This is a genomic window from Legionella yabuuchiae (assembly GCF_900640115.1).
GTDB classification, from domain to species: Bacteria; Pseudomonadota; Gammaproteobacteria; order Legionellales; family Legionellaceae; genus Legionella_A; species Legionella_A yabuuchiae.
Genome location: NZ_CAAAIW010000026.1, coordinates 22,695 through 44,544, shown reverse-complemented (window position 1 = coordinate 44,544; position 21,850 = coordinate 22,695). Strand labels below are relative to the sequence as shown.

Genomic DNA, 21,850 nt, shown 5'->3' with positions numbered 1-21,850 from the left:
ATGCCAGGAGATAACGTACAAATGACCGTTAGTCTGCATGCGCCAATTGCTATGGATGAAGGCTTACGCTTTGCTATCCGTGAAGGTGGTCGTACCGTTGGTGCGGGTGTTGTCGCTAAAATCATCGAGTAAGAACAATGAGTGCAAATCAAAATATTAAAATTCGTCTCAAATCATTTGATCATCGAATGATTGATGCGTCAACGAAAGAGATCGTGGAGACGGCTAAGCGAACCGGTGCCCAAATTAAGGGCCCTATCCCTTTGCCGATGAAAAAGGAGAAGTTCACTGTGTTAACCTCTCCGCACGTAAACAAAGATGCTCGGGATCAATACGAGCTAAGAACTCATAAGAGACTGGTCGTTATTGTTAATCCAACTGAAAAAACAGTTGATGCATTAATGAAACTTGATCTGGCAGCTGGTGTAGATGTCCAGATAAGCCTAGATGACTAATATAGACGGACTCTGGATATTAAAGAGGTGTTACAATGACCATCGGTTTATTAGGCCGTAAAATCGGTATGACACGGGTGTTTACTGAAGAAGGAATATCAATTCCAGTCTCAGTAGTTGAGGTTAAGCCAAACCGCGTGTCACAAATTAAGACCGCTGAAACAGACGGATATAATGCCGTTCAGCTTACAGGCGGTACCAAAAAAGCAAGCCATGTTAGCAAGCCAATGGCTGGACACTTCGCTAAAGCCGAAGTGGAAGCAGGCGATATGTTGTGCGAGTTTAGATTGGATAATGCAACAGAGTATACTGCAGGACAAACATTGTCGGTGAACGATGTATTTAGCGATGGCCAAATGATAGACGTGGCTGCAATTACAAAAGGTAAAGGATTTGCAGGGACCGTAAAGCGCCATAATTTTAGAACACAAGACGCTACACATGGAAACTCAAGATCGCATCGAGTTCCCGGATCTATCGGACAAAACCAAACACCGGGCCGTGTCTTCAAAGGCAAGAAGATGGCAGGTCAAATGGGTAATAAGCGTTGTAGTGTGCAAAGCTTACAGTTGGTCAAGGTGGATGGCGAGCGTAACTTGCTTTTAATTAAGGGTTCAATTCCAGGAGCACCAGGAGCCAGAGTTGAAATTAAGCCTGCCGTTAAAAAAAGTGAAAGGGGCTAATCATGCAACTATCGACTAAAGACACAAACGCTACGTTAAAAGTAAGTGATGATATATTTTCTTATGAATATAATGAAGGTTTAGTTCATCAAGCCGTTGTCACCTACCTTAATAACGCACGTTCAGGCAATAGCGCACAGAAAACACGTTCTGAAGTAAGGGGTGGTGGAAGAAAACCTTGGAACCAAAAAGGTTCAGGGCGTGCCCGCGCAGGAACAATTAGAAGCCCATTGTGGCGGACAGGTGGTGTAACGTTCGCTTCAAAAAAACGAGATTACTCACAAAAATTGAACAAAAAAATGTACAAACGCGCATTGCGTAGTATAATCTCCGAGCTTTACCGCAATGATAACCTTGTTGTTCTCAGTGATTTTCAATGCTCTAGCAATAAAACAAAAGATTTTGTTAGTAAAATGAAAGATTTAGAGCTGACAAATGCGCTTATTATTATGGACGAGGTTGGTGAACAAGAATACTTGGCATCACGTAACTTAATCGATTTTGATATTTGCGATGTTACAGGCGTTGATCCCTTCAATCTTTTAAGATTTGAAAAAGTAGTGATAACGGAAGATGCCATCAAGAAATTAGAGGAGCAGTTGCAATGAAACAAGAAAGACTGATGATGGTTCTTCGTGAGCCTCATACCTCTGAAAAAACGACAGTTCTGGCCGATAGGCTAAAGCAATTTACCTTTAAAGTGTTAAAAAACGCGAGTAAGGATGAGATTAAGCAAGCTGTTGAATTTATGTTTAATGTGAAAGTTAAAAACGTATCGGTTATTAACGTTAAAGGAAAGAGCAAGCGCTTTAGACAGCTAGCTGGAAAGCGAAGTGATTGGAAGAAAGCGTTTGTATCGCTCCAGCCCGGATATGATATTGACTTCACCGTGACGGAATAATAAGGCAGAGAAAGATGGCATTATTAAAATCAAAACCAACATCACCTGGAAAACGTGGTGAAATTCGGGTTGTTCATCATCATATCCATAAAGGTAAGCCATTTGCAGGTTTAACCGAAAAGGTCAAAAAAACCGGTGGACGAAATAACCAAGGCCGCATTACAGTGCGTCATATTGGTGGTGGCTCTCGTAATCAGTATCGATTGATAGATTTTAAACGTAATAAAGATGGCATTGAAGCGCGAGTTGAACGAATCGAATACGATCCAAATCGATCCGCATTGATCGCTCTTGTCGTCTATGAAGATGGCGAGCGACGTTATATTATTGCTCCTGCGTCTTTAAAAGCGGGTGATAAGATTGTCAGCGGTCAAGACTCTCCTATTAACACGGGTAATTGTCTGCCCATTAAGAACATCCCCGTAGGAACAACGATTCACTGTGTCGAGTTAAAGCCAGGTAAAGGCGCACAAATGTTACGTAGTGCCGGGTGCAGTGGGCAAATTGTCGCTAAAGAAGGTGCGTATGCCACTTTAAAACTTCGCTCAGGCGAAATGCGCAAAGTGTTGACGACATGTCGAGCCGTAGTTGGAGAAGTGAGCAATAGTGAGCACAATTTACGCTCATTAGGTAAGGCTGGTGCAAATCGATGGAGAGGTAAGCGTCCAACGGTTCGTGGTGTTGCTATGAACCCCGTCGATCATCCGCATGGTGGTGGTGAAGGCAGAACCTCTGGTGGCCGACATCCTGTCACACCATGGGGTGTTCCAACGAAGGGTTATAAGACCAGAAGTAATAAGCGAACAAATCGGTTTATTGTTAGAAGCCGTAAGAAAAAATAAATGTTAAGAGGATATTAAAGTGGCACGTTCTATTAGAAAAGGTCCATTTGTAGATCAGCATTTGCTCAACAAAGTAGACGCAGCTGTTGAAGCTAAATCAAAAAAACCAATTAAAACCTGGTCACGGCGCTCAACGATTACACCTGAAATGATCGACTTAACCATAGCCGTTCATAACGGTAAAGATCATGTACCGGTCTATATAACCGACAATATGGTGGGTCATAAACTAGGCGAATTTGCCATGACTCGTACGTTTAAAGGCCATGCTGCCGACAAGAAGGCCAAAGGCAAGTAAGGGGCAATGATGGAAGTTATAGCAAAATTAAAAAACGCACCATTGTCTGCACAAAAAGGCAGGCTTGTAGCTGATTTAATCCGTAAAATGGATGTATCAGAAGCGCGTGATGTTTTAAGATTTACTCCAAAGAAAGGCGCTCAGTTGATGCTTAAACTATTGGAATCTGCAATTGCAAACGCAGAGAATAATAATGGTGCTGATATTGATGAACTTAAAGTTGGAACAATATGCGTTGATGAGGCAGCAACCATGAAGCGAATACGCGCTCGTGCTAAAGGTAGAGCAAACCGTATTAGCAAGCGCACTTGCCATATCACCATTAAAGTATCTGATGAGGAATTATAATGGGACAAAAAGTTAACCCAATTGGTATACGCCTGGGAATCATAAAAGATTGGAACTCGAAATGGTTTGCTAGCAAGAATTATGCTGAATTACTGAACCAGGATATCAACCTGAGACAAGACTTAAAGAAAAAGCTTATGTCAGCAGCCGTTAGCCGAATTCAAATTGAACGTCCAGCAAATAATGCCGTTGTTACAATTCATTCAGCTAGACCTGGTGTCATTATCGGCAAGAAAGGTGGCGGAATTGAAACCCTCCGAAACGAAATAGCTTCGAAACTCGGGGTTCCGGTACATTTAAATATTGAAGAAGTACGTAAGCCCGAATTAGATGCAACCTTAGTTGCTGAAGGCATTGCACAGCAGCTTGAGCAACGCGTGATGTTTCGTCGAGCGATGAAACGTGCCGTACAATCCGCGATGAAAGCTGGCGCTAAAGGAATTAAGATTTGCGTTAGCGGTCGTTTGGGTGGGGCTGAAATTGCGCGCAGCGAATGGTATCGCGAAGGTAGAGTCCCTTTGCACACGTTTAGAGCAGATATTGACTACGGCACTGCTGAATCTAAAACAACGTACGGAATCATTGGTGTGAAAGTTTGGATCTTTAAAGGTGAAAGTGTTCCTCAAAAGACCCGTAACTCAACAGCAGTCAGTGAGTGAGGATTTACAATTATGTTACAGCCGAAACGAACAAAATACCGAAAGCAAATGAAAGGCCGAAACCGTGGACTGGCTCAACGAGGCAGTAAAGTTAGTTTCGGGGAATTTGGTTTAAAAGCGGTTGAGCGAGGTCGCTTAACAGCAAGACAGATCGAAGCCGCACGACGTGCCATGACCCGTCATATTAAGCGTGGCGGAAAAATTTGGATACGAGTGTTTCCAGATAAACCTATTACTCAAAAACCTCTCGAAGTTAGACAAGGTAAAGGTAAAGGTAATGTTGAATATTGGGTTGCACAAATTCAGCCAGGAAAAGTACTTTTCGAGATGGAAGGGGTTAGTAAAGAACTAGCAATGGAAGCGTTTAACCTAGCTAAAGCTAAGCTCCCATTTAAAGTAACCTTCGAAGAGCGAAAGGTGATGTGATGAAAGATAACAGTGAATTAAGACAATTAAATATGGAAGAGCTTAAGCAGGAATTGCTTGATCTCAGGAAAGAGCAATTCAATTTGCGATTAAAAAAAGCCAGTGGCTCGCTTGATAAGACTCATCTTATCACTGCTGCTCGTAAGTCGATAGCTCGTGTTAAAACCATAATGACTGAAAAGGCAGGTGTGTAATGTCTGATCGTGAAACAACCGCCAGAACTGCAATTGGTAGAGTCGTTAGCGACAAAATGCAAAAAACGATTGTGGTGTTGGTTGAAAGAACCGTGAAGCATCCGAAATATGGAAAAATGATTAAGCGTACAACTAAAATGCACGCGCATGATGAAAATCAAGTTTCTAAAATTGGAGATACCGTTAAGATTCGTGAGACCCGACCACTTTCAAAAACGAAAACTTGGGAATTAGTTGAAGTAATTTCCTAAATTCACGATTCAATTTACTTTAAAAAATCCAAGAGGCCTGATATAATCAGCAGCCTTTTTCTGGTCAAATTTAGATCTGGAGAATAGAATGATACAAATGCAGACCGTGCTCGATGTCGCTGATAACAGCGGCGCGCGCAAAGTGATGTGTATCAAAGTACTCGGGGGCTCACATAGACGATACGCCCGAGTTGGAGACGTCATAAAGGTTAGTATTAAGGAAGCGATACCGCGCAGCAAGGTAAAAAAGGGAGCAGTGATGAATGCTGTTGTCGTACGAACAAGTCAAGGCGTGAGACGAGATGATGGTTCGTTAATCCGATTTGACGGTAATGCCGCGGTTCTGCTCAATAACCAATACGAGCCGATTGGTACCCGTATATTTGGCCCAGTTACACGCGAGCTTCGAGAGCGATTCATGAAAATCATCTCGTTAGCCGCAGAAGTATTATGAGAAGGATGATGTTATGAAGCGCATTAAAACAGGCGATACCGTCTTAGTAAACACGGGAAAAAGCAAACATCATGTCGGCAAAGTACTCCGAGTAGTTGGAGAGAAAGTTGTGGTTGAGGGCGCGAATCTTATTAAAAAGCACGTTAAACCCAACCCACAATTGGATCAGCGTGGTGGAATAGTTAGTAAAGAAGCACCCATACATGTTTCTAATGTTTCACTATACAATCCAGTTACCAAGAAAGCCGATCGTGTTGGCTTTAAATTTATCGAGAAAGATGGCAATAAGCACAAGGTACGATATTTCAAGTCAAATGACGAATTAGTTGACCTTGCATAATTAGGTGATGGAAATGGCTAGACTTAAAGAATTTTATAAAACAGAAGTGGTCGATAAACTGATGAAGCAATTCGGCTACAAAAGTATCATGCAAGTGCCAAAGATCGAAAAAATAACCCTAAATATGGGGGTTGGCGAAGCGGTTGGTGACAAGAAAGTGATGAATTTTGCAGTGGAAGATCTTCAAAAGATTTCTGGACAGAAACCGATTGTTACCAATGCAAAAAAGTCAATTGCAGGTTTTAAAATTCGCGAAGGCTGGCCAGTGGGATGCAAAGTCACGCTGAGACAAAACCGAATGTATGAGTTTCTTGATCGGTTAATTACCGTTACACTGCCACGGGTTCGCGACTTCAGAGGATTAAATCCTAAATCTTTTGACGGTACTGGTAACTATAGCATGGGCATTCAAGAGCAAATCGTTTTTCCTGAAATTGATTTTGATAAAATCGATACGATTCGCGGGCTTGATATTTGCATTACAACCAGTGCTAAAACAAATGAAGAAGGTAGAGCGCTTTTAACAGCCTTCAATCTGCCTTTAAGAGATAAAGATAGAAAATAAGAAGGGTATAACTGTGGCCAAAAAATCAATTATTGCACGCGAACTTAGAAAAAAAGAATTGGTTGATAAATATCGTAGTCGACGTGCTGAGTTAAAAAAAGTAATCAAATCATCAACGAATATTGATGACATAATGGAAGCGCAGGAAAAGTTAGCAAAATTGCCTGTTAATTCTAATCCAGCTCGATATACAAAACGATGTCAGCAGTGTGGTCGACCGCACGCCGTATACCGTAAATTTGGTTTGTGTCGTATTTGCCTGCGCGAGCAGTTAATGAGCGGAAACGTCACTGGCGGAAGAAAATCAAGCTGGTAATAACTATTTTAGTGGAGAACAATTGTGAGCATGCACGATCCTGTTGCTGATATGCTGACCCGAATTAGAAACGGCCAGCAAGCTAAGCACCAAAGTGTTACCATGATATCTTCTAATTTAAAAGAAGAGATCGCAAAGGTATTAAAAGATGAAGGTTATATCGCAGATTACACAGTCGAACCGTTAGACAACAACCAGAAATCTATCACGTTGACTTTGAAATATTATAAAGGTGCACCAGTTATTGAGCGTATTAAGAGAATTAGTCGCCCTGGGTTGCGCGTGTACAAATCGACCAAGGACTTATCCGCAGTGCCTGGATTTGGTATAGCTATTTTATCGACCTCGAAAGGCGTTATGACTCATATAGCAGCTAAAACAAACGGGGTTGGTGGTGAGCTTCTTTGTGAAGTGGCGTAATACAAGCGAGGAACAATATGTCTAGAGTAGCAAAAGCCCCTATTGAGCTGCCTTCCAACGTAGAACTTACTGTCGGTAAAGATAGCATAACTGTAAAAGGGCCTAAGGGAACGTTAACACAGCATTGCAATCGGTTAGTAAAAGTAACCAAAGAGAAAGAGAGTAACCTAGTTACCTTAAAGCCAGCATCGAATGATCCCAATGCATGGGCTCAGGCAGGAACAGCACGCGCCTTGATCAGCAATATGGTTAAGGGTGTAACCGATGGGTTTGAACGAGTTCTAGAGTTGGTTGGCGTAGGTTACCGTGCCCAGGCAAAGGGAAGCTCAATATCACTCTCTTTGGGATATTCGCATCCTATCGAGTATACGTTGCCCGAAGGTGTAACCGTTGAAACTCCAACGAACACAACCGTTGTTTTGAAAGGTATAGACAAGCAACTGCTAGGTCAAGTTGCTTCGGAAATACGAAGCTTACGACCACCAGAGCCTTATAAGGGTAAAGGGGTTAAGTACGCAGGTGAAACCATTGTTCGCAAAGAAGCGAAGAAGAAATAAGGTAGAAGACATGAATAAGCACACTGCCAGAAAACGCCGCGGTCTTAAAACAAAGTACAATATACGTAACTCCAGTCGTTTAAGATTAGTGGTATATAGAAGCGCATCACATATTTACTCACAAATTGTTGAGCGTACGCCAGAGGGCGATAAAGTTGTTGCGGCGTCATCAACATTAGACAAAGAATTGCGTACAACACTGTCAGGTAATAAGTCTGAGCAAGCAGCCCAGGTTGGCAAGTTACTGGCACAACGAGCAAAGCAAAACAAGATTGAGTATGTTGCCTTTGATCGTTCTGGTTATAAATACCATGGCCGCGTAAAAGCTTTGGCAGAAGCCGCTCGTGAAGCTGGCTTAGAATTTTAAGGATTTATTATGGCAAATGAAGAAATACAAAAGACAGACGGTTACCAGGAAAAGCTCGTATCGGTAACGCGAACTGCAAAAGTTGTGAAAGGTGGACGAGTTTTTGGCTTTGCTGTTCTGGTTGTTGTTGGCGATGGGAAAGGAAAGGTTGGATTTGGCCGAGGAAAAGCACGTGAAGTTCCTATTGCCATTCAAAAGGCGATGGACCAAGCTAAAAAGAATATGGTTTATATCCCACTCGCTGGAAACACCATTCATCATGAGATTACTCAGAGTTATGGTGCATCGAAGGTATTTATGAAGCCTGCAAGCGAGGGTACTGGAATTATTGCCGGTGGTGCAATGAGGGCTGTATTAGAAGTTCTCGGTGTACAGAATATTTTAGCGAAGAGCATCGGCTCTACAAACCCAAGCAATATTGTACGTGCGACTATTAGCGCACTGAAGCATATAGGAACTCCTGATTACGTGGCTGCCAAGCGCGGTAAGTCAGTACAAGAAGTTATGGCAGGCTAATTATGAATAATAAAATTAAAATTACCTTAATCAAAAGTCTGATCGGACGCGTACCTAGTCACATTGAAATTGCTAAGCAATTGGGTTTGAGAAAGGTTAATAGTACAGTGATTCAACCAGATAATGCGTGTATACGCGGTATGATTAACAGAATTGATTATTTGGTTAAAGTTGAGGAGAATGCAAAGTGAATTTGAATACCATATCTCCAACGCCAGGAGCTAAATCTAGCAAAAAGCGCGTAGGTCGCGGAATTGGCTCTGGGTTAGGTAAAACCAGTGGTCGAGGTCATAAAGGGCAAAAAGCTCGTGCGGGTGGTTATCATAAGATTAATTTCGAAGGTGGTCAGATGCCCATTCAGCGTCGATTGCCTAAGATGGGCTTTAGCTCTCGCGTTGGCAAAACTATTGATGAAATTACGTTATCTGAGCTTGAAAAAGTACAAGCAAAGACTATCGATTTGGCTTCGCTGAAAGAAGCAGGGTTAATCAACAAGTCCGTTTTGGACGTTAAAGTAATCTTGTCTGGCGAATTGAAGAACGCTGTTACACTGAAAGGTTTAAGAGTAACGAAAGGTGCTCGTAAAGTGATCGAAGACCTAGGTGGAAGCATAGAAGAGTGAACATGAGAAACCAGAAGCAAGGAATTGGCCCTTCATTAGGAGGATTAGCTGAACTTAAATCAAGATTGATGTTTGTCGCGCTAGCGATTTTAGTTTATAGACTGGGTGCCCATATTCCAGTTCCTGGACTTGATCCAAATAAATTAGCAAATTTTTTTAGCGAACAGCAAAACACTATTTTTGGTTTATTTAACATGTTTTCTGGTGGTGCGTTATCACGAGTGACGGTATTCGCGATTGGGATAATGCCCTATATTTCTGCTTCAATTATGATACAGTTGTTTACGGTGGTCGTGCCAACGCTTGAACAGCTGAAGAAAGAGGGCGAGTCGGGTAGACGGAAAATAAATCAATACACACGTTATTTGACGATGCTCTTGGCAATATTTCAATCACTTGGAATGGCGCGATGGCTAGCTGGGCAGCAGATTGCCCTGCAACCTGATCTTGCCTTTTATTTCACTGCCGTTGTGACACTGGTGACTGGAACCATGTTTTTGATGTGGCTCGGTGAGCAAATTACTGAGAAAGGGATCGGGAATGGAATTTCTCTAATCATCTTCTCAGGAATTGTTTCAAGTATGCCGGGCGCGATTGCTTCTGTGCTGCAGCAAGTTAAAGAAGGACAAATGCAGGCCTTAACATTGCTTTTAATCGCAGTAATTGTGGTTCTTGTGACTGGATTCGTTGTGTTTGTCGAACGCGGACAGCGTCGAATCCGAGTAAATTATGCTCAAAGAACTCAAGGTAGAAAAGTCTATGCAGCTCAGACCAGCCACTTGCCGTTAAAGATTAATATGGCTGGAGTGATACCGCCTATTTTTGCATCCAGCATCATTCTGTTGCCGGCCACCTTAGCGCAATTTTTTGCTCGTGGTAAAGGCATGGATTGGTTGTCTGATATTGGAATGGCTCTATCACCAGGTCAACCGTTGTATTTAATTGTGTATGCAGGAGCAATATTGTTCTTTGCATTTTTCTATACAGCTCTAGTATTTAATCCAAAGGACACTGCGGATAACCTTAAAAAGTCTGGAGCTTATATTCCCGGAATTAGACCTGGCGAACAAACCACACGATACATTGATTCTGTAATGACAAGGTTAACGCTGGTCGGAGCAATTTATTTGGTTCTGGTTTGTTTGTTACCTCAAATTATGATGTATACATGGCACGTTCCATTTTATTTTGGCGGAACATCACTATTGATTATTGTTGTTGTAATTATGGATTTTGTGGCTCAAGTCCAGGCTCATTTAATGACACAGCAATATGACTCGTTGATGAAGAAGGCAAATTTTAAAGGAACAAAACTGCCTGGTCTGTTATGATTTATTTTGGAGTAAATGATGAAAGTTAGAGCGTCAGTTAAACGAATTTGCCGCAATTGCAAGATTATTAAACGTGGTGGTACTGTTCGTGTGATCTGTAAAGATGCACGGCACAAGCAAAAGCAAGGGTAACCCTCTTGATTTTAATCACTGAAACTAGTATTCTTCTGTCCCTTTCGGCAGAGCAAGTAAAGATCGGAGAACAAATTAATGGCTCGTATTGCAGGAGTTAATATACCGGATAACAAACATGTGGTCATCGCATTGACCTACATCTACGGTATTGGAAAACAAACGTCCAAGACTATTTGCGAAAATGCAGGTATTGAGACAACCAAAAAAGTTACTGAATTAACCGATTCAGAGCTTGATAGCATTCGCTCACAAATTGCAAAAATTACCGTTGAAGGTGATTTGCGCCGCGTAGTAAGCATGAATATTAAGCGACTGATGGATTTAGGCTGCTACCGTGGTCTTAGACATAGAAGAGGGCTTCCAGTTCGTGGGCAGAGAACTAAAACGAATGCAAGAACTCGAAAGGGCCGACGTAAAGGCGCAGTTTAATATCACTTAGGATTTTAAGATGGCAACAACTAAGTCAAAACAACAAAAGACACGTAAGAAGGTAAAGCGTCAAGTCTCTGATGGAATTGTACATGTGCACGCTTCTTTCAATAACACGATAATCACATTTACTGATCGCCAAGGCAATGCGTTATGCTGGGCGACATCAGGTGGCTCTGGCTTCAGAGGTTCTCGTAAGAGCACACCGTATGCAGCACAGGTTGCCACAGAAAAAGCCGCTGCTGTGGCTAAAGATTATGGCATGAAATCTGTAGCTGTATTCGTTCATGGTCCTGGACCTGGTCGTGAATCAACGATTCGTGAACTGATCTCTCAAGACTTTAAGATTGTAGAAATAACTGACGTTACCGGCATACCACATAACGGTTGTAAGCCACCAAAGAAGCGTCGCGTATAAGAATCAGGAGTATTCAATGGCTAGATATCTTGGTCCAAAGTGTAAATTATCACGTAGAGAAGGGACCGATTTATTATTAAAAAGTGGTGTACGGGATCATAAGTCCAAGTGCAAATCCGAAAAATTGCCGGGTCAGCATGGGGATAAGCGCCCACGCTTAAGTGACTATGGCTTGCAATTGCGAGAAAAGCAAAAGATCCGACGTTTATACGGGGTTCTAGAGAAGCAATTTCGCAATTACTATAAACATGCAGCTCGACAAAAAGGTGCTACTGGTGAAAACTTAATGGCATTACTGGAGCGTCGTTTGGATAACGTAGTTTATCGCATGGGGTTCGCCAGTACACGAAATGAAGCACGCCAATTGGTGGCTCATAAAGCAATCCTGGTAAACGATCAAGTGGTGAATATACCATCCTTTTTAGTTAAACCTGGTGACGTTGTGTCAGTGCGACAAAAAGCGCGTGAACAAGGTCGTATTAAAGCGGCTGTTGCCTTGTCTGAACAACGTGCTTCATGTGATTGGCTAAATGTCGATTTGCCATCGTATAAAGGTACATTTAGTACAACACCAACCCTGGAAGATCTTCCACCTGATTTTAATGTTAACCTGGTGGTCGAACTTTACTCAAAGTAAAATCGGAGATATAGCCGAATGTATACTGATATTAATGAAATGCTGACACCTAAGGTTCTGAAAGTTCAATCGGAAACCCCTAATCACAGCCGTATTGTTCTTGAGCCATTGGAGCGGGGCTTCGGTCACACGCTTGGAAATGCATTGCGACGTATTTTAATGTCGTCAATGCCAGGCAGCGCTATTACTGAGGCTAGTATTGACGGTGTGTTACATGAGTACAGCACCATTGAAGGGGTGCAGGAGGATGTGGTCAATATTTTATTAAATTTAAAAGAAGTTGCCATTAAACTTTCTGTGGGTAATGAAGCAACCTTAAAGTTAAGTAAAAAAGGACCATGTCAAGTTACAGCTGGAGATATTGAACTTACTCATGGTACAGAAATTTTAAATCCAGAGTTTGTGATCGCCAACCTCAATGAGAATGGTTCGCTGGAGATGACCCTTAAAGTTGAAAAAGGCATTGGATTTCGATCAACTGAAACGTTCATGCGTTTTCTTGAAGAAGAGATGCAAGAGAAGTCGGTAGGTAAGTTGAAAATTGACAGTACTTTTTCACCGGTTAAGAAAGTGGCCTATTTTGTCGATAATGCACGGGTTGAAAATCGTACTGACTTAGATAAATTGACCATCGATTTGCAAACCAATGGAACGATTGATCCTGAAGAAGCTATTCGAATTTCTGCAAATATTCTACAGCGACAGTTGCATAGCTTTGTAGATATGAAGTTTGAAGAATCGCGTCATGATCAGAAAGAAAGCCAAGAGTTTGATCCTATTCTCCTAAGACCGGTAGACGACCTTGAGTTAACCGTTCGATCAGCAAACTGCTTAAAAGCTGAGAATATCAATTATATTGGTGATCTGGTTCAAAAGACTGAAAATGAATTGTTGAAAACCCCAAATCTCGGTAAGAAGTCTCTAACTGAAATTAAGGACGTGCTTGCTTCTCGCTCCTTATCATTGGGAATGAAACTTGAGAATTGGCCGCCAGAGAATCTAGGCGAATAATATTAGGAGTTTTAGTTATGCGTCATCGTAACATCGGCCGCAATCTTAGCCGCACAAGTAGCCATAGAAAAGCAATGTTCTCAAACATGTGTAATTCACTCATTGAGCATGAATTGATTAAAACCACATTGCCGAAAGCTAAAGAGCTACGTCGCGTAATTGAGCCTTTAATTACTATCAGTAAGGAAGATTCAGTTACTGCACGTCGTCAAGCGTTTGATCAATTGCGCAGTAAGAGTGCTGTTGGCAAATTATTCACACAATTAGGCCCACGCTACAAAGAGCGCCCAGGCGGTTACATCCGAATTCTAAAATGCGGATTCCGAACCGGTGATAATGCGCCGATGGCCGTTGTAGAATTGGTCGACCGTCCAACTGATTTTAGCGAAGAGACGGAATAACTTCTATCTTGATCTACCTAAGCCAGGTTTACGCCTGGCTTTTTTTCCCTCTGATATTCTGGCGATGGCTGGGTGTTCAATTTAATCAAATAGGTTTTTTTTTAACTTCCCAGGTGTCATCCTGAGCGTCTCAGAAGACGCGTTCAGTATGAGGTCCTGGAAAGTTACTTATGCACTAGTATGTAACATGGCTGCTCACAACTAGGAATTCGATAATCCCTCCACCCGGATGTCAGGCCTATGCCCTGAAATCCACGATCAACGCTTAATGCCAATCCTGAATTAAGGGTTACGACCTCTATAAATAAATTGGTTGTGATAGAGGTCTCCTGGATGCCGCGAACAAGAAAGTATGTGCCGGACTTGATCCGGTATCTCGGCACGTAGTTGGTGGTGATGAACTGTAAACACGGCCTAAGGGCTTAATTAAATTTATTAACAATATGTTCTATGGTAGGAATTAAAACGGAACATCATCATCCAAATCCTGGAATGCGTCCGGTTCGGCAACAGGTTGTGCTGGCTTTTGTGAGCTGGTTGGGTATCCTTGCTCCATGCTTGGCTCACTATAGGCATTTGATGGACCTTTTGAGTCTAGCATTTGGATATCTGAGGCAACAATTTCTGTTGTATAACGATCTTGACCTTGTTGGTCTTGCCACTTGCGTGTGCGAAGGCTGCCTTCGACATAAAGCTTCGATCCTTTGCGTATGTACTCGCCGGCAATTTCACCAAGGCGGTTAAAACAAACTACTCGATGCCATTCTGTGCGTTCTTGTTTCTCTCCTGTTTGCTTATCTTTCCAGGTTTCGCTGGTAGCAACGGACAGGGTAGTGACCGCATTGCCATTCGGCATATAACGAACTTCGGGGTCAGTGCCTACATTTCCAACTAAGATAACTTTATTAATCCCGCGGGCCATATGTTCTCCATTGTGCGATTGTTAGGGTAAGTTTGACATAAGCAAGAGGCCTACAGCAAACTGAATTGTTAGGAATGGATCCCGTAAAAGACGGGATATGATTCGTATAACAATCATTATAACGAATTCTACCGCCATTTCGTAGGGCAAACCATCATCAACGTACATGTATAATAAATTTAGGTACTATTTAGTTTTTATTCGATAATGTCGCGATTAATCGTTCAACGCTGCCAGACTCATACTGCGCATGATTAAGGCGCAAATAAATATTGTTTTCTTCAGGAACAAAACTAACCTCTACTACCCCGGGAATGGCCTTGAGCTTTGATTTTAAATTCGATTCTGATGGTGCAACCTCTGGCTGTTTGATAATGAGAGTGGAAAAGTACACATAAGGTTTCATGAGTACCGCAACTCCCATCCATAACAGTCCAACCAGGCTATTGACCACAAAAAGACCGGTGCTATTGAAACCTTCGTATACTATCCCCGCCAGGGCGCCGCCTGCAAAAATCCCTAAAAATTGACAACTTGAATAGATTCCCATGGCCGTGCCCTTGTTTACAGCACTGGCTTGCCTTGAAACTAGGGAGGGGAGACTCGCTTCAAGGAAATTAAACGCGATAAAATAGAAAAAGAGCAACAGGCAAATCGCTATCCAATAGGAATGGGTGAAGATCAATATGAACTGGCATAATGCGATTAACGTGACCGCTCCGACAAAGACCGGCTTTACCTGTTTTTTTCGTTCAGCAACTATGATAAATGGCATCATGGCTAGAAAAGAAAACACCATCAGCGGTAAATAAAAATGCCAGGATTTTTCTAGTTGTCCCGCCTCTATTTGTTGCTGTAACAGAATCGGAATGGCGAAAAAAGTGGAAGTCAGAATAAAGTGTTGGCAAAAAATGCCAATATTTAAGCGTTGTAAATGAGGGTTTTGAAGCACGGGTTTCAATAAAGCGGGGGAAATCTCGCTATCAAAATGGAAAGGTTCTTTCACGGGCGTAGGAACAACGACAAATACAAAAACCAGGCCAAGTGTCGCGAGAATTGCAGTTAAGTAAAATATTCCGGATAAGCCAAAGTAGTGCGTGATCGTTGGGCTAACAACCATGGCGAGGCTAAATGAAAGACCTATTGTGGCCCCGATGACTGCCATGGCTTTGGTGCGTTGCTCATCAGGAGTGAGATCGGCCATTAATGCTATCAATACGCTACCAATAGCGCCCATTCCTTGCAAAATTCGAGCAGCGATCATTCCATAGATTGAGTCTGTTATCCCCCCTAACAGACTTCCGGCAGCAAACAATAATAAACCAATCGCTAAGATTGGTTTGCGGCCAAACCGATCGGATAAGAGTCCCATTGGCATTTGTAATAATCCTTGGCTTAAGCCATAACTTCCCAAGGCAATACCAATTAAGGTAGGGGTCGCGTACGTTAAATTTGGTGCGTAGACGGTAAACACTGGAATCAGCATAAACAATCCAAGCATCCGAAACGAGAAAATAGCCGCAATAGGAAGAACGCAGTTCATCCAATTAAATTTCATTCGTACTTTCACCACGTAAAAACAGTGTGCAGATAGTACATAGATTGAGTGATAGAAACAAGTCTAACGACCCTAGACTAAGGAAGGAAGCAATTTCTCGCAGCACGCATCCACATTGACAGCCATACTGAATCGCGGTAGTTTTCAACTTTTTTATTGCAGAGATCGTTATGACCCAAGTCTTAGTCAACAAAGTGGCGCTCATTACAGGTGGCGCACGCGGGATTGGTAAAGCCACCGCTATAAAACTTGCAAAAGCCGGTTGTGATATTGCTGTTGTTTATTTCAATAGCTCAGACGAGGCAACGGCCTTGGTTTCTCAAATTGAAGCATTAGGACGAAAGGCTATCGCGATACAAGCCAATGTGGCCGATCATCAGTCTGTTAAAGAGATGTATGCACAATTTAAAACGCATTTTAACCAACTAGATATCCTAGTGAGTAACGCTGCAAGTGGGGTTTTAAAGCCTGCCACGAAAATGAGTACGAAACATTGGCGGTGGTGTTTGGAGACCAATGCCTTGGCCTTAAATCACTTAGTCACTGAAGGCAAGCATTTAATGCCAGTCGGTGGCCGCGTGATCGCCCTATCAAGCCTAGGCGCCCAGCGAGCGATTCCCAACTATGCTTTTATCGGCGCTTCAAAAGCCGCCTTAGAAGCTTTGGTGCGCTCGTTAAGTTTAGAACTTGCAGAAGATGGCATCAGTGTGAATACTGTCTCTGCGGGGGTTGTAGACACTGATGCCTTAAAGCATTTTCCAAATCGCGAGCAGTTATTGGATGAATATCAAGCGCACGCTTTAGCCTCTCGTGCACTGATGCCAGCCGATGTCGCCAATGCGGTTTATCTCTTGTGTTTGCCTGAGGCGGAGATGATCAAAGGACATACTTTGTTTGTCGATGCCGGTTATAGTGTAGTTGGTTAAAACTAGCCATTGGCATAGGCACGTAGGACGCAGCACAATGGTTATCCTTACTAGCGAAAGTTTTGGGCAATAACGTAGCTGCACTCAGAAAACTTATGATATACTGCGAACATTTTGATAAATGTTGGTCACACAGAGGAATAAAATGAACGTAGAACATGTTTATCCAAAGGTGCGGGAAATCGTTGCCGACGTCTTAGTAATTGATGAGGAAGAAGTGTCATTAAACAGCCGTCTGATTGCCGATTTAGGGGCTGAGTCCATTGACTTTCTTGATTTAGTATTTCAACTTGAAAAAGAATTTGACATTAAAATACCTCGTGGACAATTAGAAAAAAATGCCCGAGGCGACCTCGCGGAAGATGAGTTTGAAAAAGGTGGTGTATTGACTGATAACGGCATGCAGGCCTTAAAAAATTATCTAAGCGAAGTGCCTGCTGAGCATTTCAAATCAAACTTGAAAGTCAATGAAATTCCAACCCTGTTTACGGTTGAAACCTTTTGTAAGCTTATTGTCTCTGCCGTTAACGAGCAGAAAACAGCCGAAACTGTAGCTTAATGCGGTTTTTATTCGTTGATAAAATTGTAGAGCTAACTCCCGGTAAACGAACCCGGGGGATAAAACAGGTCACCGATAGTGATTTTTATCTGACCCGTACAGGCGATGGCCGTGTTTGCTTTATTCCCTCATTAATTGGTGAAACACTGGGCCAGCTTGCGGCGTGGAATGTAATGTATTGCAACGACTTTACCGCCCGCCCAGTCGCAGGCATAGTTTCTAGCGCACATCTCTTGCGGCCTGTCTATGTTGGTGAGACGTTGTTATTAGAATCGGTCATTGATGCGATGGATGAAACCTCCGTGCGTTATCATAGTCAAGCCTACGTGGGCGATGAAGAAGTGTTTCGAATTGATAGCGCCTTAGGTCCAATGCTGCCGATGGCTGATTTTATCGATGAAGCGACGGTTAGACGTCAGTTTTTTGAAGTTCACCCGAGCGGCTCAGAGGGGCTCACCTTTTCAAAGGCAGCGGCTAGGACTCCTATCGCTCGACCGTCTTCGCATGTACCTATGACGTTTGATCGTGTTGTGGAGTTTGAGCCGGGTATTCAAATGATCGCCGAAATGCATGTGGATCCAATGGCTCCTTATTTTCCAGATCATTTTCCAAAAAAACCAGTGTTGCCTATGACGGTTTTATTAGAGTCAAAGCTCAATATGGCCCGTGATTTTATTAAACATTCAAAATTTGATATGTCTTATCAAGTTCGCGAAATGCGAAGAGTTAAAATGAATGACTTCGTTGTGCCTGGCAATCAACTGATGAGTTATCTGACGCTCAAAGACCAAGCCAGTGATGAATTAACCTTAAGTTTTCGCAGTGAAGTGGACGGTAAGCGCGTTTGTGTATTAGAAGTGGTGATGACCGCGAAGGATCTATGATGAAAAAACGACGAGTTGCAATCACGGGAATAGGTGTTGTTTCCCCGTTAGGGCATAATGTTCAAAGCACCTGGCAAAATTTAATGACCGGTAAGTCAGGTGTTGCTGAAATTAAACAATTTGACGCCAGCGCGTTCCCCACCCACATTGCAGCAGAAGTCAAACAGTACACTCCCCCCTTAGCGCGCTTTGGAAAGCATAAGCGATTTGCGATGTCGTTTACTAATTTTGCCTTAGATGCTGCTGTTCAAGCCTTCGATGATGCAGGGATTCTTCCAACTGAATCCAACGCTAGGCGTTGGGGTGTGGTTACCGGGAGCGGAATGATGACCGCTGAATTCGACTATCTCAATCGATTTCAAAAAACCTGCGCACAACGTGGTGAGGTCGATTGGCAGGAATTGCATCGTCAGGAACAATCGTTTTATCAACTGGTTGACTTTGGGAAGACCACGTCGAACGCAGGTTTATCTTTATTAATCCAGCAGTTTAATATTAAAGGCTATGCAAGCTCAGTCCATACTGCTTGCGCCTCTGGTGGGCAAGCATTAGGGCTTGCGATGCAGGTCATTCGCCGTGGTGATGCTGACTATATGTTGGCTGGTGGGTTTGATTCGATGATTAATCCGCTTGGATTATCAAGCTTTTGCCTGCTTGGTGCCTTATCAACGTATAATGAAACACCTGAATCCGCAAGCCGTCCTTTTGACGGCACGAGAAACGGATTTGTTTTAGGGGAAGGCGCTGCTTTTCTAGTGCTTGAGGAATGGTCCAGAGCAAAGGCACGTGGCGCTCATATATACGCCGAATTGGCAGGGGAAGGCAACACCTTAAGCTCATACCGCATTACCGACTCGCATCCCAATGGCGATGGTGCAATTCAAGCCATGCAACAAGCAATCGCAGATGGTGGTATTCGTGCTCAAGATGTTGATTATATTAACGCCCACGGTACCTCGACTAAAATGAACGATCTAAGTGAAACCAATGCCATTAAGGCTGTGTTTGGTGATAACGCTAAGACCATTCCGGTGAGTTCAACAAAAAGTCAGACCGGGCACTTAATTGCCGCAGCCGGCGCCTTAGAAGCCGTTTTGTCCGTTTTAGCGATTCAGCATGCTCGCGTTCCTAAAACTGCTAATTTAACCACGCCGGATCCAGATTGCGATCTGGACTATATTGTGGATGGTCCACGGGAAAAATCATTAGGCGTCGTTCTATCAAACTCCTTTGGATTTGGTGGATCAAACAGCAGCTTATTATTTAAGCATCCTGAGTTTTAAGGAGTAGGGGCATGAGTCAGCCACATCGAGTTTTTATCACAGGATATAGCGCACTGACTGCAAGTGGCGCGAGTGCAGAAGAGACCTGGTCTTCTCTTCTTGCTGGCGAACATGGTATTGATGAAATTAAAAACTGGGATATTTCAACTTGGCCTTGTCGATTGGGTGGTGAATTGAAAGGGTTTCAGCCAGCCAAAATGTTGCCGGATCGAAAATTAATGAAAGTCATTTCCCGCCAAGATGTGATGGGAATTAATGCAGCCATGCAAGCGGTCGAGCACAGCCAGCTGTTGCCTTATCGCGAAAGTCTACACACACCAGATGAGTTTAATGAACAGACAGGCGTCTATGTCGGCTCTCCTGGAAACAAATATTATCAGCAATACGATTTTTTACCGCTCGTTGCTAAAACCGGCGAAAATATGCAAGCATTTGCCGAAAAATTGTTTGAAGAAGTTCATCCTATGTGGCTTTTACGGATACTGCCCAATAATGTTTTAGCCTATACAGGGATTACTTATGGATTTAAAGGTCCTAATCACAATATAACTAATCACGCGGTGGGTGGTTTGCAAGCCGTTTTGGAAGCGTATTATGCCATCCGACAAGGACTCATTTCTCGTGCGATTGTGGTGGCTTATGATATTGGCACAGAGCCTCAGGCTTTATTTTATTACAACAAACTTGGTGTTATCAGCCATCGCCACTTAAAGCCATTTGATGAGCAGCATGATGGTACTATTTTAGCAGAAGGAGCGGCGGCTATGGTGTTAGAAAGCGAAGCCAGTGCAAACGCTCGTTCTGCAGAGTGTTTTGCCGAGGTCGTTGCGGGCACAACATCCACTGAAGCGGATGGTCTTTTTTCAGTTGAAAATCAGGGCGTTCATTTGGCGACATCCATCTCAGACATGCTTAAGCATCACGGTCTAAATTCTGAATCCTTTAGCATGGTGGTGGCGCATGGTAATGGCAATGTGAAATCCGATGAAACTGAGGCTCAGGCGCTTGCTCAAGTATTTGGTGAGAACTCGGTACCCATCACAGCCTTTAAGTGGGCCATGGGTCATACCATTTGTGCATCCGGTCTTCTCGATGGTGTTCTGGCTACAAAATCATTAACTACTGGGATCATTCCTGGTATTGCTAATTTTGAAAATGCCACTGAATCTTGTAGCGCACTTAATCTTTCGGCAGCGCATCGTGAACTGGATAAAGCGAAACCTTATGCGTTGGTAGTAAACCGTGGATTTGGCAGCATCAATGCGTGCATGGTGATAAAGCGTTGTGATTAATAAAGACACTGAGATCAATAAGTTACCGATTAGTTTGGCAGGAAAATTTTTTTATTATGTCTTGCCTTACCGTAAACAGATCATTTTGTCCAACATCAAGCAAGTATTTGGCGATCGTTTGTCGGTGGCTGAACAAATTCATTTGGCAAAATCGTTTTACTCGCACTTAGCCACATCTTTAAAAGAGACTATTCAGTTACGCTTTATGAGTGAGCATGCTCTAAGAGAGCAAGTCGAAGTTCGAGGCTATGAGCGATTACTCAATGTTGCTCATGAAGGCCGAGGGGTTTTGATCTTAACGGGACATTTTGGGAACTGGGAATTTGCACCGATCGGCGGCATTTTAAATTTTAAAGAATTCCAGGGACAATTTCATTTTATTCGACGTACCCTGGGTAGTAAATGGTTAGAGCGTATTTTGTTTCGCCGTTATTACAAAGCTGGGCTTAATGTGATTCCTAAAAAAAATTCGTTGCAACAAGTTTGCGACGCATTGGACAAAAATCATGCGGTTGTATTTGTGCTGGATCAGCATGCGTCTCTTGTTAATCGCGATGGCATTGCCGCAGAATTTTTCGGTAAAAAAGCAGGGACGTATCGAAGCTTAGCGAGTTTCGCTCGTCATACTGGCGTCCCTGTCATTCCTGCCGCAGGATACCGCTTGGGTAAAGGGCGCCATGTGTTAGAGTTTCATGAGCCTATTTATTGGCAAGATTATGGCAGCACGCAAGAGTCTATCTATCAGAACACCAGAGCCTATAATAAAGCGTTAGAAAAAATTATCTTAGCCCATCCAGAACAATGGCTTTGGCTTCATAAGCGCTGGAAGTTAAAGGAGTCAGGGGATTGA

Annotated in this window: 37 protein-coding genes; 35 read left to right on the top strand and 2 right to left on the bottom strand. The window is 42.9% G+C overall.

The features are described 5' to 3' along the window. The 29 genes from E1O47_RS10015 to rplQ form a co-directional block, all read left to right on the top strand. Positions 1–132 (top strand): EF-Tu C-terminal domain-related protein (locus tag E1O47_RS10015; protein WP_479724353.1); only part of this gene is annotated, 132 nt, incomplete at its 5' end. Between the two features lie 5 nt (positions 133–137). Then, entirely contained in the window at positions 138–455 is a 318-nt protein-coding gene (gene rpsJ, locus E1O47_RS10010; RefSeq protein ID WP_133131120.1) for a 30S ribosomal protein S10, read from the top strand. 35 nt (positions 456–490) lie between these two features. Further along, entirely contained in the window at positions 491–1,138 is a 648-nt protein-coding gene (rplC, locus tag E1O47_RS10005; protein ID WP_133131119.1) for a 50S ribosomal protein L3, read from the top strand. A 2-nt stretch (positions 1,139–1,140) separates the two neighbouring features. Next, positions 1,141–1,746: a 50S ribosomal protein L4 gene (gene rplD, locus E1O47_RS10000; RefSeq protein ID WP_133131118.1), complete on the top strand. Its 606-nt coding sequence runs from the start codon at positions 1,141–1,143 to the stop codon at positions 1,744–1,746. Further along, entirely contained in the window at positions 1,743–2,039 is a 297-nt protein-coding gene (gene rplW, locus E1O47_RS09995) for a 50S ribosomal protein L23 (protein WP_133131117.1), read from the top strand. Before rplD ends, rplW begins: the two co-directional genes overlap by 4 nt. 14 nt (positions 2,040–2,053) lie before the next feature. Continuing rightward, a complete protein-coding gene (gene rplB, locus E1O47_RS09990) occupies positions 2,054–2,881 on the top strand; it encodes a 50S ribosomal protein L2 (protein ID WP_133131116.1) in 828 nt (275 codons plus the stop codon). 19 nt (positions 2,882–2,900) lie between these two features. Next, the gene (gene rpsS, locus E1O47_RS09985; protein ID WP_133131115.1) at positions 2,901–3,179 is read left to right on the top strand and encodes a 30S ribosomal protein S19; all 279 of its coding nucleotides are present in this window, start codon (positions 2,901–2,903) and stop codon (positions 3,177–3,179) included. Between the two features lie 9 nt (positions 3,180–3,188). After that, positions 3,189–3,527, top strand: coding sequence for a 50S ribosomal protein L22 (rplV, locus tag E1O47_RS09980; protein WP_133131114.1), 339 nt, complete (start codon positions 3,189–3,191; stop codon positions 3,525–3,527). After that, a complete protein-coding gene (gene rpsC, locus E1O47_RS09975) occupies positions 3,527–4,186 on the top strand; it encodes a 30S ribosomal protein S3 (RefSeq protein ID WP_133131113.1) in 660 nt (219 codons plus the stop codon). The genes rplV and rpsC overlap by 1 nt, the downstream gene beginning before the upstream one ends. Positions 4,187–4,198: 12 nt before the next feature. After that, the gene (gene rplP / locus E1O47_RS09970) at positions 4,199–4,612 is read left to right on the top strand and encodes a 50S ribosomal protein L16 (RefSeq protein ID WP_133131112.1); all 414 of its coding nucleotides are present in this window, start codon (positions 4,199–4,201) and stop codon (positions 4,610–4,612) included. Then, positions 4,612–4,806: a 50S ribosomal protein L29 gene (gene rpmC, locus E1O47_RS09965; protein WP_133131111.1), complete on the top strand. Its 195-nt coding sequence runs from the start codon at positions 4,612–4,614 to the stop codon at positions 4,804–4,806. The genes rplP and rpmC overlap by 1 nt, the downstream gene beginning before the upstream one ends. Then, positions 4,806–5,057 carry a 30S ribosomal protein S17 gene (gene rpsQ, locus E1O47_RS09960; RefSeq protein ID WP_133131110.1) on the top strand — a complete coding sequence of 84 codons (252 nt, stop codon included), beginning with the start codon at positions 4,806–4,808 and terminating at the stop codon, positions 5,055–5,057. The genes rpmC and rpsQ overlap by 1 nt, the downstream gene beginning before the upstream one ends. A gap of 88 nt (positions 5,058–5,145) precedes the next feature. Then, complete coding sequence (gene rplN / locus E1O47_RS09955) at positions 5,146–5,511, top strand: 50S ribosomal protein L14 (RefSeq protein ID WP_133131109.1); 366 nt, start codon at positions 5,146–5,148, stop codon at positions 5,509–5,511. Between the two features lie 13 nt (positions 5,512–5,524). Next, positions 5,525–5,851 carry a 50S ribosomal protein L24 gene (gene rplX / locus E1O47_RS09950; protein ID WP_133131108.1) on the top strand — a complete coding sequence of 109 codons (327 nt, stop codon included), beginning with the start codon at positions 5,525–5,527 and terminating at the stop codon, positions 5,849–5,851. A 13-nt stretch (positions 5,852–5,864) separates the two neighbouring features. Then, the gene (gene rplE / locus E1O47_RS09945) at positions 5,865–6,416 is read left to right on the top strand and encodes a 50S ribosomal protein L5 (RefSeq protein WP_133131107.1); all 552 of its coding nucleotides are present in this window, start codon (positions 5,865–5,867) and stop codon (positions 6,414–6,416) included. 13 nt (positions 6,417–6,429) lie between these two features. Continuing rightward, positions 6,430–6,732: a 30S ribosomal protein S14 gene (gene rpsN / locus E1O47_RS09940; RefSeq protein WP_133131106.1), complete on the top strand. Its 303-nt coding sequence runs from the start codon at positions 6,430–6,432 to the stop codon at positions 6,730–6,732. 30 nt (positions 6,733–6,762) lie between these two features. After that, positions 6,763–7,152 (top strand): 30S ribosomal protein S8, encoded by a 390-nt coding sequence (gene rpsH / locus E1O47_RS09935; protein ID WP_207384318.1) that lies wholly within the window; start codon positions 6,763–6,765, stop codon positions 7,150–7,152. 17 nt (positions 7,153–7,169) lie between these two features. Continuing rightward, positions 7,170–7,709, top strand: a complete 540-nt coding sequence (rplF, locus tag E1O47_RS09930) for a 50S ribosomal protein L6 (protein ID WP_133131104.1) — start codon at positions 7,170–7,172, stop codon at positions 7,707–7,709. A 10-nt stretch (positions 7,710–7,719) separates the two neighbouring features. Continuing rightward, positions 7,720–8,076 (top strand): 50S ribosomal protein L18, encoded by a 357-nt coding sequence (gene rplR / locus E1O47_RS09925; protein ID WP_133131103.1) that lies wholly within the window; start codon positions 7,720–7,722, stop codon positions 8,074–8,076. 9 nt (positions 8,077–8,085) lie between these two features. Beyond that, a complete protein-coding gene (gene rpsE, locus E1O47_RS09920; RefSeq protein WP_131776069.1) occupies positions 8,086–8,592 on the top strand; it encodes a 30S ribosomal protein S5 in 507 nt (168 codons plus the stop codon). A gap of 2 nt (positions 8,593–8,594) precedes the next feature. Further along, positions 8,595–8,783, top strand: coding sequence for a 50S ribosomal protein L30 (gene rpmD, locus E1O47_RS09915; protein WP_133131102.1), 189 nt, complete (start codon positions 8,595–8,597; stop codon positions 8,781–8,783). After that, complete coding sequence (gene rplO / locus E1O47_RS09910) at positions 8,780–9,214, top strand: 50S ribosomal protein L15 (RefSeq protein ID WP_133131101.1); 435 nt, start codon at positions 8,780–8,782, stop codon at positions 9,212–9,214. Before rpmD ends, rplO begins: the two co-directional genes overlap by 4 nt. Positions 9,215–9,216: 2 nt before the next feature. Beyond that, positions 9,217–10,545: a preprotein translocase subunit SecY gene (gene secY / locus E1O47_RS09905; protein ID WP_133131100.1), complete on the top strand. Its 1,329-nt coding sequence runs from the start codon at positions 9,217–9,219 to the stop codon at positions 10,543–10,545. 18 nt (positions 10,546–10,563) lie between these two features. After that, positions 10,564–10,677, top strand: coding sequence for a 50S ribosomal protein L36 (rpmJ, locus tag E1O47_RS09900; protein WP_010654813.1), 114 nt, complete (start codon positions 10,564–10,566; stop codon positions 10,675–10,677). A gap of 78 nt (positions 10,678–10,755) precedes the next feature. After that, complete coding sequence (rpsM, locus tag E1O47_RS09895; protein ID WP_133131099.1) at positions 10,756–11,109, top strand: 30S ribosomal protein S13; 354 nt, start codon at positions 10,756–10,758, stop codon at positions 11,107–11,109. Positions 11,110–11,128: 19 nt separating this feature from the next. After that, on the top strand, positions 11,129–11,527 hold the full coding sequence (rpsK, locus tag E1O47_RS09890; protein WP_133131098.1) for a 30S ribosomal protein S11: 399 nt from the start codon (positions 11,129–11,131) through the stop codon (positions 11,525–11,527). 16 nt (positions 11,528–11,543) lie between these two features. Beyond that, on the top strand, positions 11,544–12,164 hold the full coding sequence (gene rpsD / locus E1O47_RS09885) for a 30S ribosomal protein S4 (RefSeq protein ID WP_133131097.1): 621 nt from the start codon (positions 11,544–11,546) through the stop codon (positions 12,162–12,164). Positions 12,165–12,182: 18 nt separating this feature from the next. Next, positions 12,183–13,175 (top strand): DNA-directed RNA polymerase subunit alpha, encoded by a 993-nt coding sequence (locus E1O47_RS09880; RefSeq protein ID WP_133131096.1) that lies wholly within the window; start codon positions 12,183–12,185, stop codon positions 13,173–13,175. A 17-nt stretch (positions 13,176–13,192) separates the two neighbouring features. Then, on the top strand, positions 13,193–13,576 hold the full coding sequence (gene rplQ / locus E1O47_RS09875) for a 50S ribosomal protein L17 (protein ID WP_133131095.1): 384 nt from the start codon (positions 13,193–13,195) through the stop codon (positions 13,574–13,576). Positions 13,577–14,036: 460 nt separating this feature from the next. On the opposite strand, the gene ssb is transcribed toward rplQ, so the two are convergent. Beyond that, positions 14,037–14,498 (bottom strand): single-stranded DNA-binding protein, encoded by a 462-nt coding sequence (ssb, locus tag E1O47_RS09870; RefSeq protein ID WP_133131094.1) that lies wholly within the window; start codon positions 14,496–14,498, stop codon positions 14,037–14,039. Between the two features lie 190 nt (positions 14,499–14,688). Next, a complete protein-coding gene (locus tag E1O47_RS09865) occupies positions 14,689–16,056 on the bottom strand; it encodes an MFS transporter (RefSeq protein WP_133131093.1) in 1,368 nt (455 codons plus the stop codon). Positions 16,057–16,226: 170 nt separating this feature from the next. Here E1O47_RS09865 and fabL point away from each other — a divergent pair, with 170 nt between their 5' ends. The 6 genes from fabL to E1O47_RS09835 all read left to right on the top strand — a co-directional run bounded on the left by fabL (position 16,227) and on the right by E1O47_RS09835 (position 21,850). After that, on the top strand, positions 16,227–16,982 hold the full coding sequence (fabL, locus tag E1O47_RS09860; protein WP_133131092.1) for an enoyl-[acyl-carrier-protein] reductase FabL: 756 nt from the start codon (positions 16,227–16,229) through the stop codon (positions 16,980–16,982). A gap of 145 nt (positions 16,983–17,127) precedes the next feature. Then, entirely contained in the window at positions 17,128–17,541 is a 414-nt protein-coding gene (locus tag E1O47_RS09855) for an acyl carrier protein (RefSeq protein ID WP_133131091.1), read from the top strand. Continuing rightward, complete coding sequence (locus E1O47_RS09850) at positions 17,541–18,425, top strand: ApeI family dehydratase (RefSeq protein ID WP_133131090.1); 885 nt, start codon at positions 17,541–17,543, stop codon at positions 18,423–18,425. Before E1O47_RS09855 ends, E1O47_RS09850 begins: the two co-directional genes overlap by 1 nt. Continuing rightward, the gene (locus E1O47_RS09845) at positions 18,425–19,708 is read left to right on the top strand and encodes a beta-ketoacyl-[acyl-carrier-protein] synthase family protein (RefSeq protein ID WP_133131089.1); all 1,284 of its coding nucleotides are present in this window, start codon (positions 18,425–18,427) and stop codon (positions 19,706–19,708) included. Before E1O47_RS09850 ends, E1O47_RS09845 begins: the two co-directional genes overlap by 1 nt. An 11-nt stretch (positions 19,709–19,719) precedes the next feature. Beyond that, positions 19,720–21,000, top strand: a complete 1,281-nt coding sequence (locus tag E1O47_RS09840) for a beta-ketoacyl-[acyl-carrier-protein] synthase family protein (protein WP_133131088.1) — start codon at positions 19,720–19,722, stop codon at positions 20,998–21,000. Then, entirely contained in the window at positions 20,993–21,850 is an 858-nt protein-coding gene (locus E1O47_RS09835) for a lysophospholipid acyltransferase family protein (RefSeq protein WP_133131087.1), read from the top strand. Before E1O47_RS09840 ends, E1O47_RS09835 begins: the two co-directional genes overlap by 8 nt.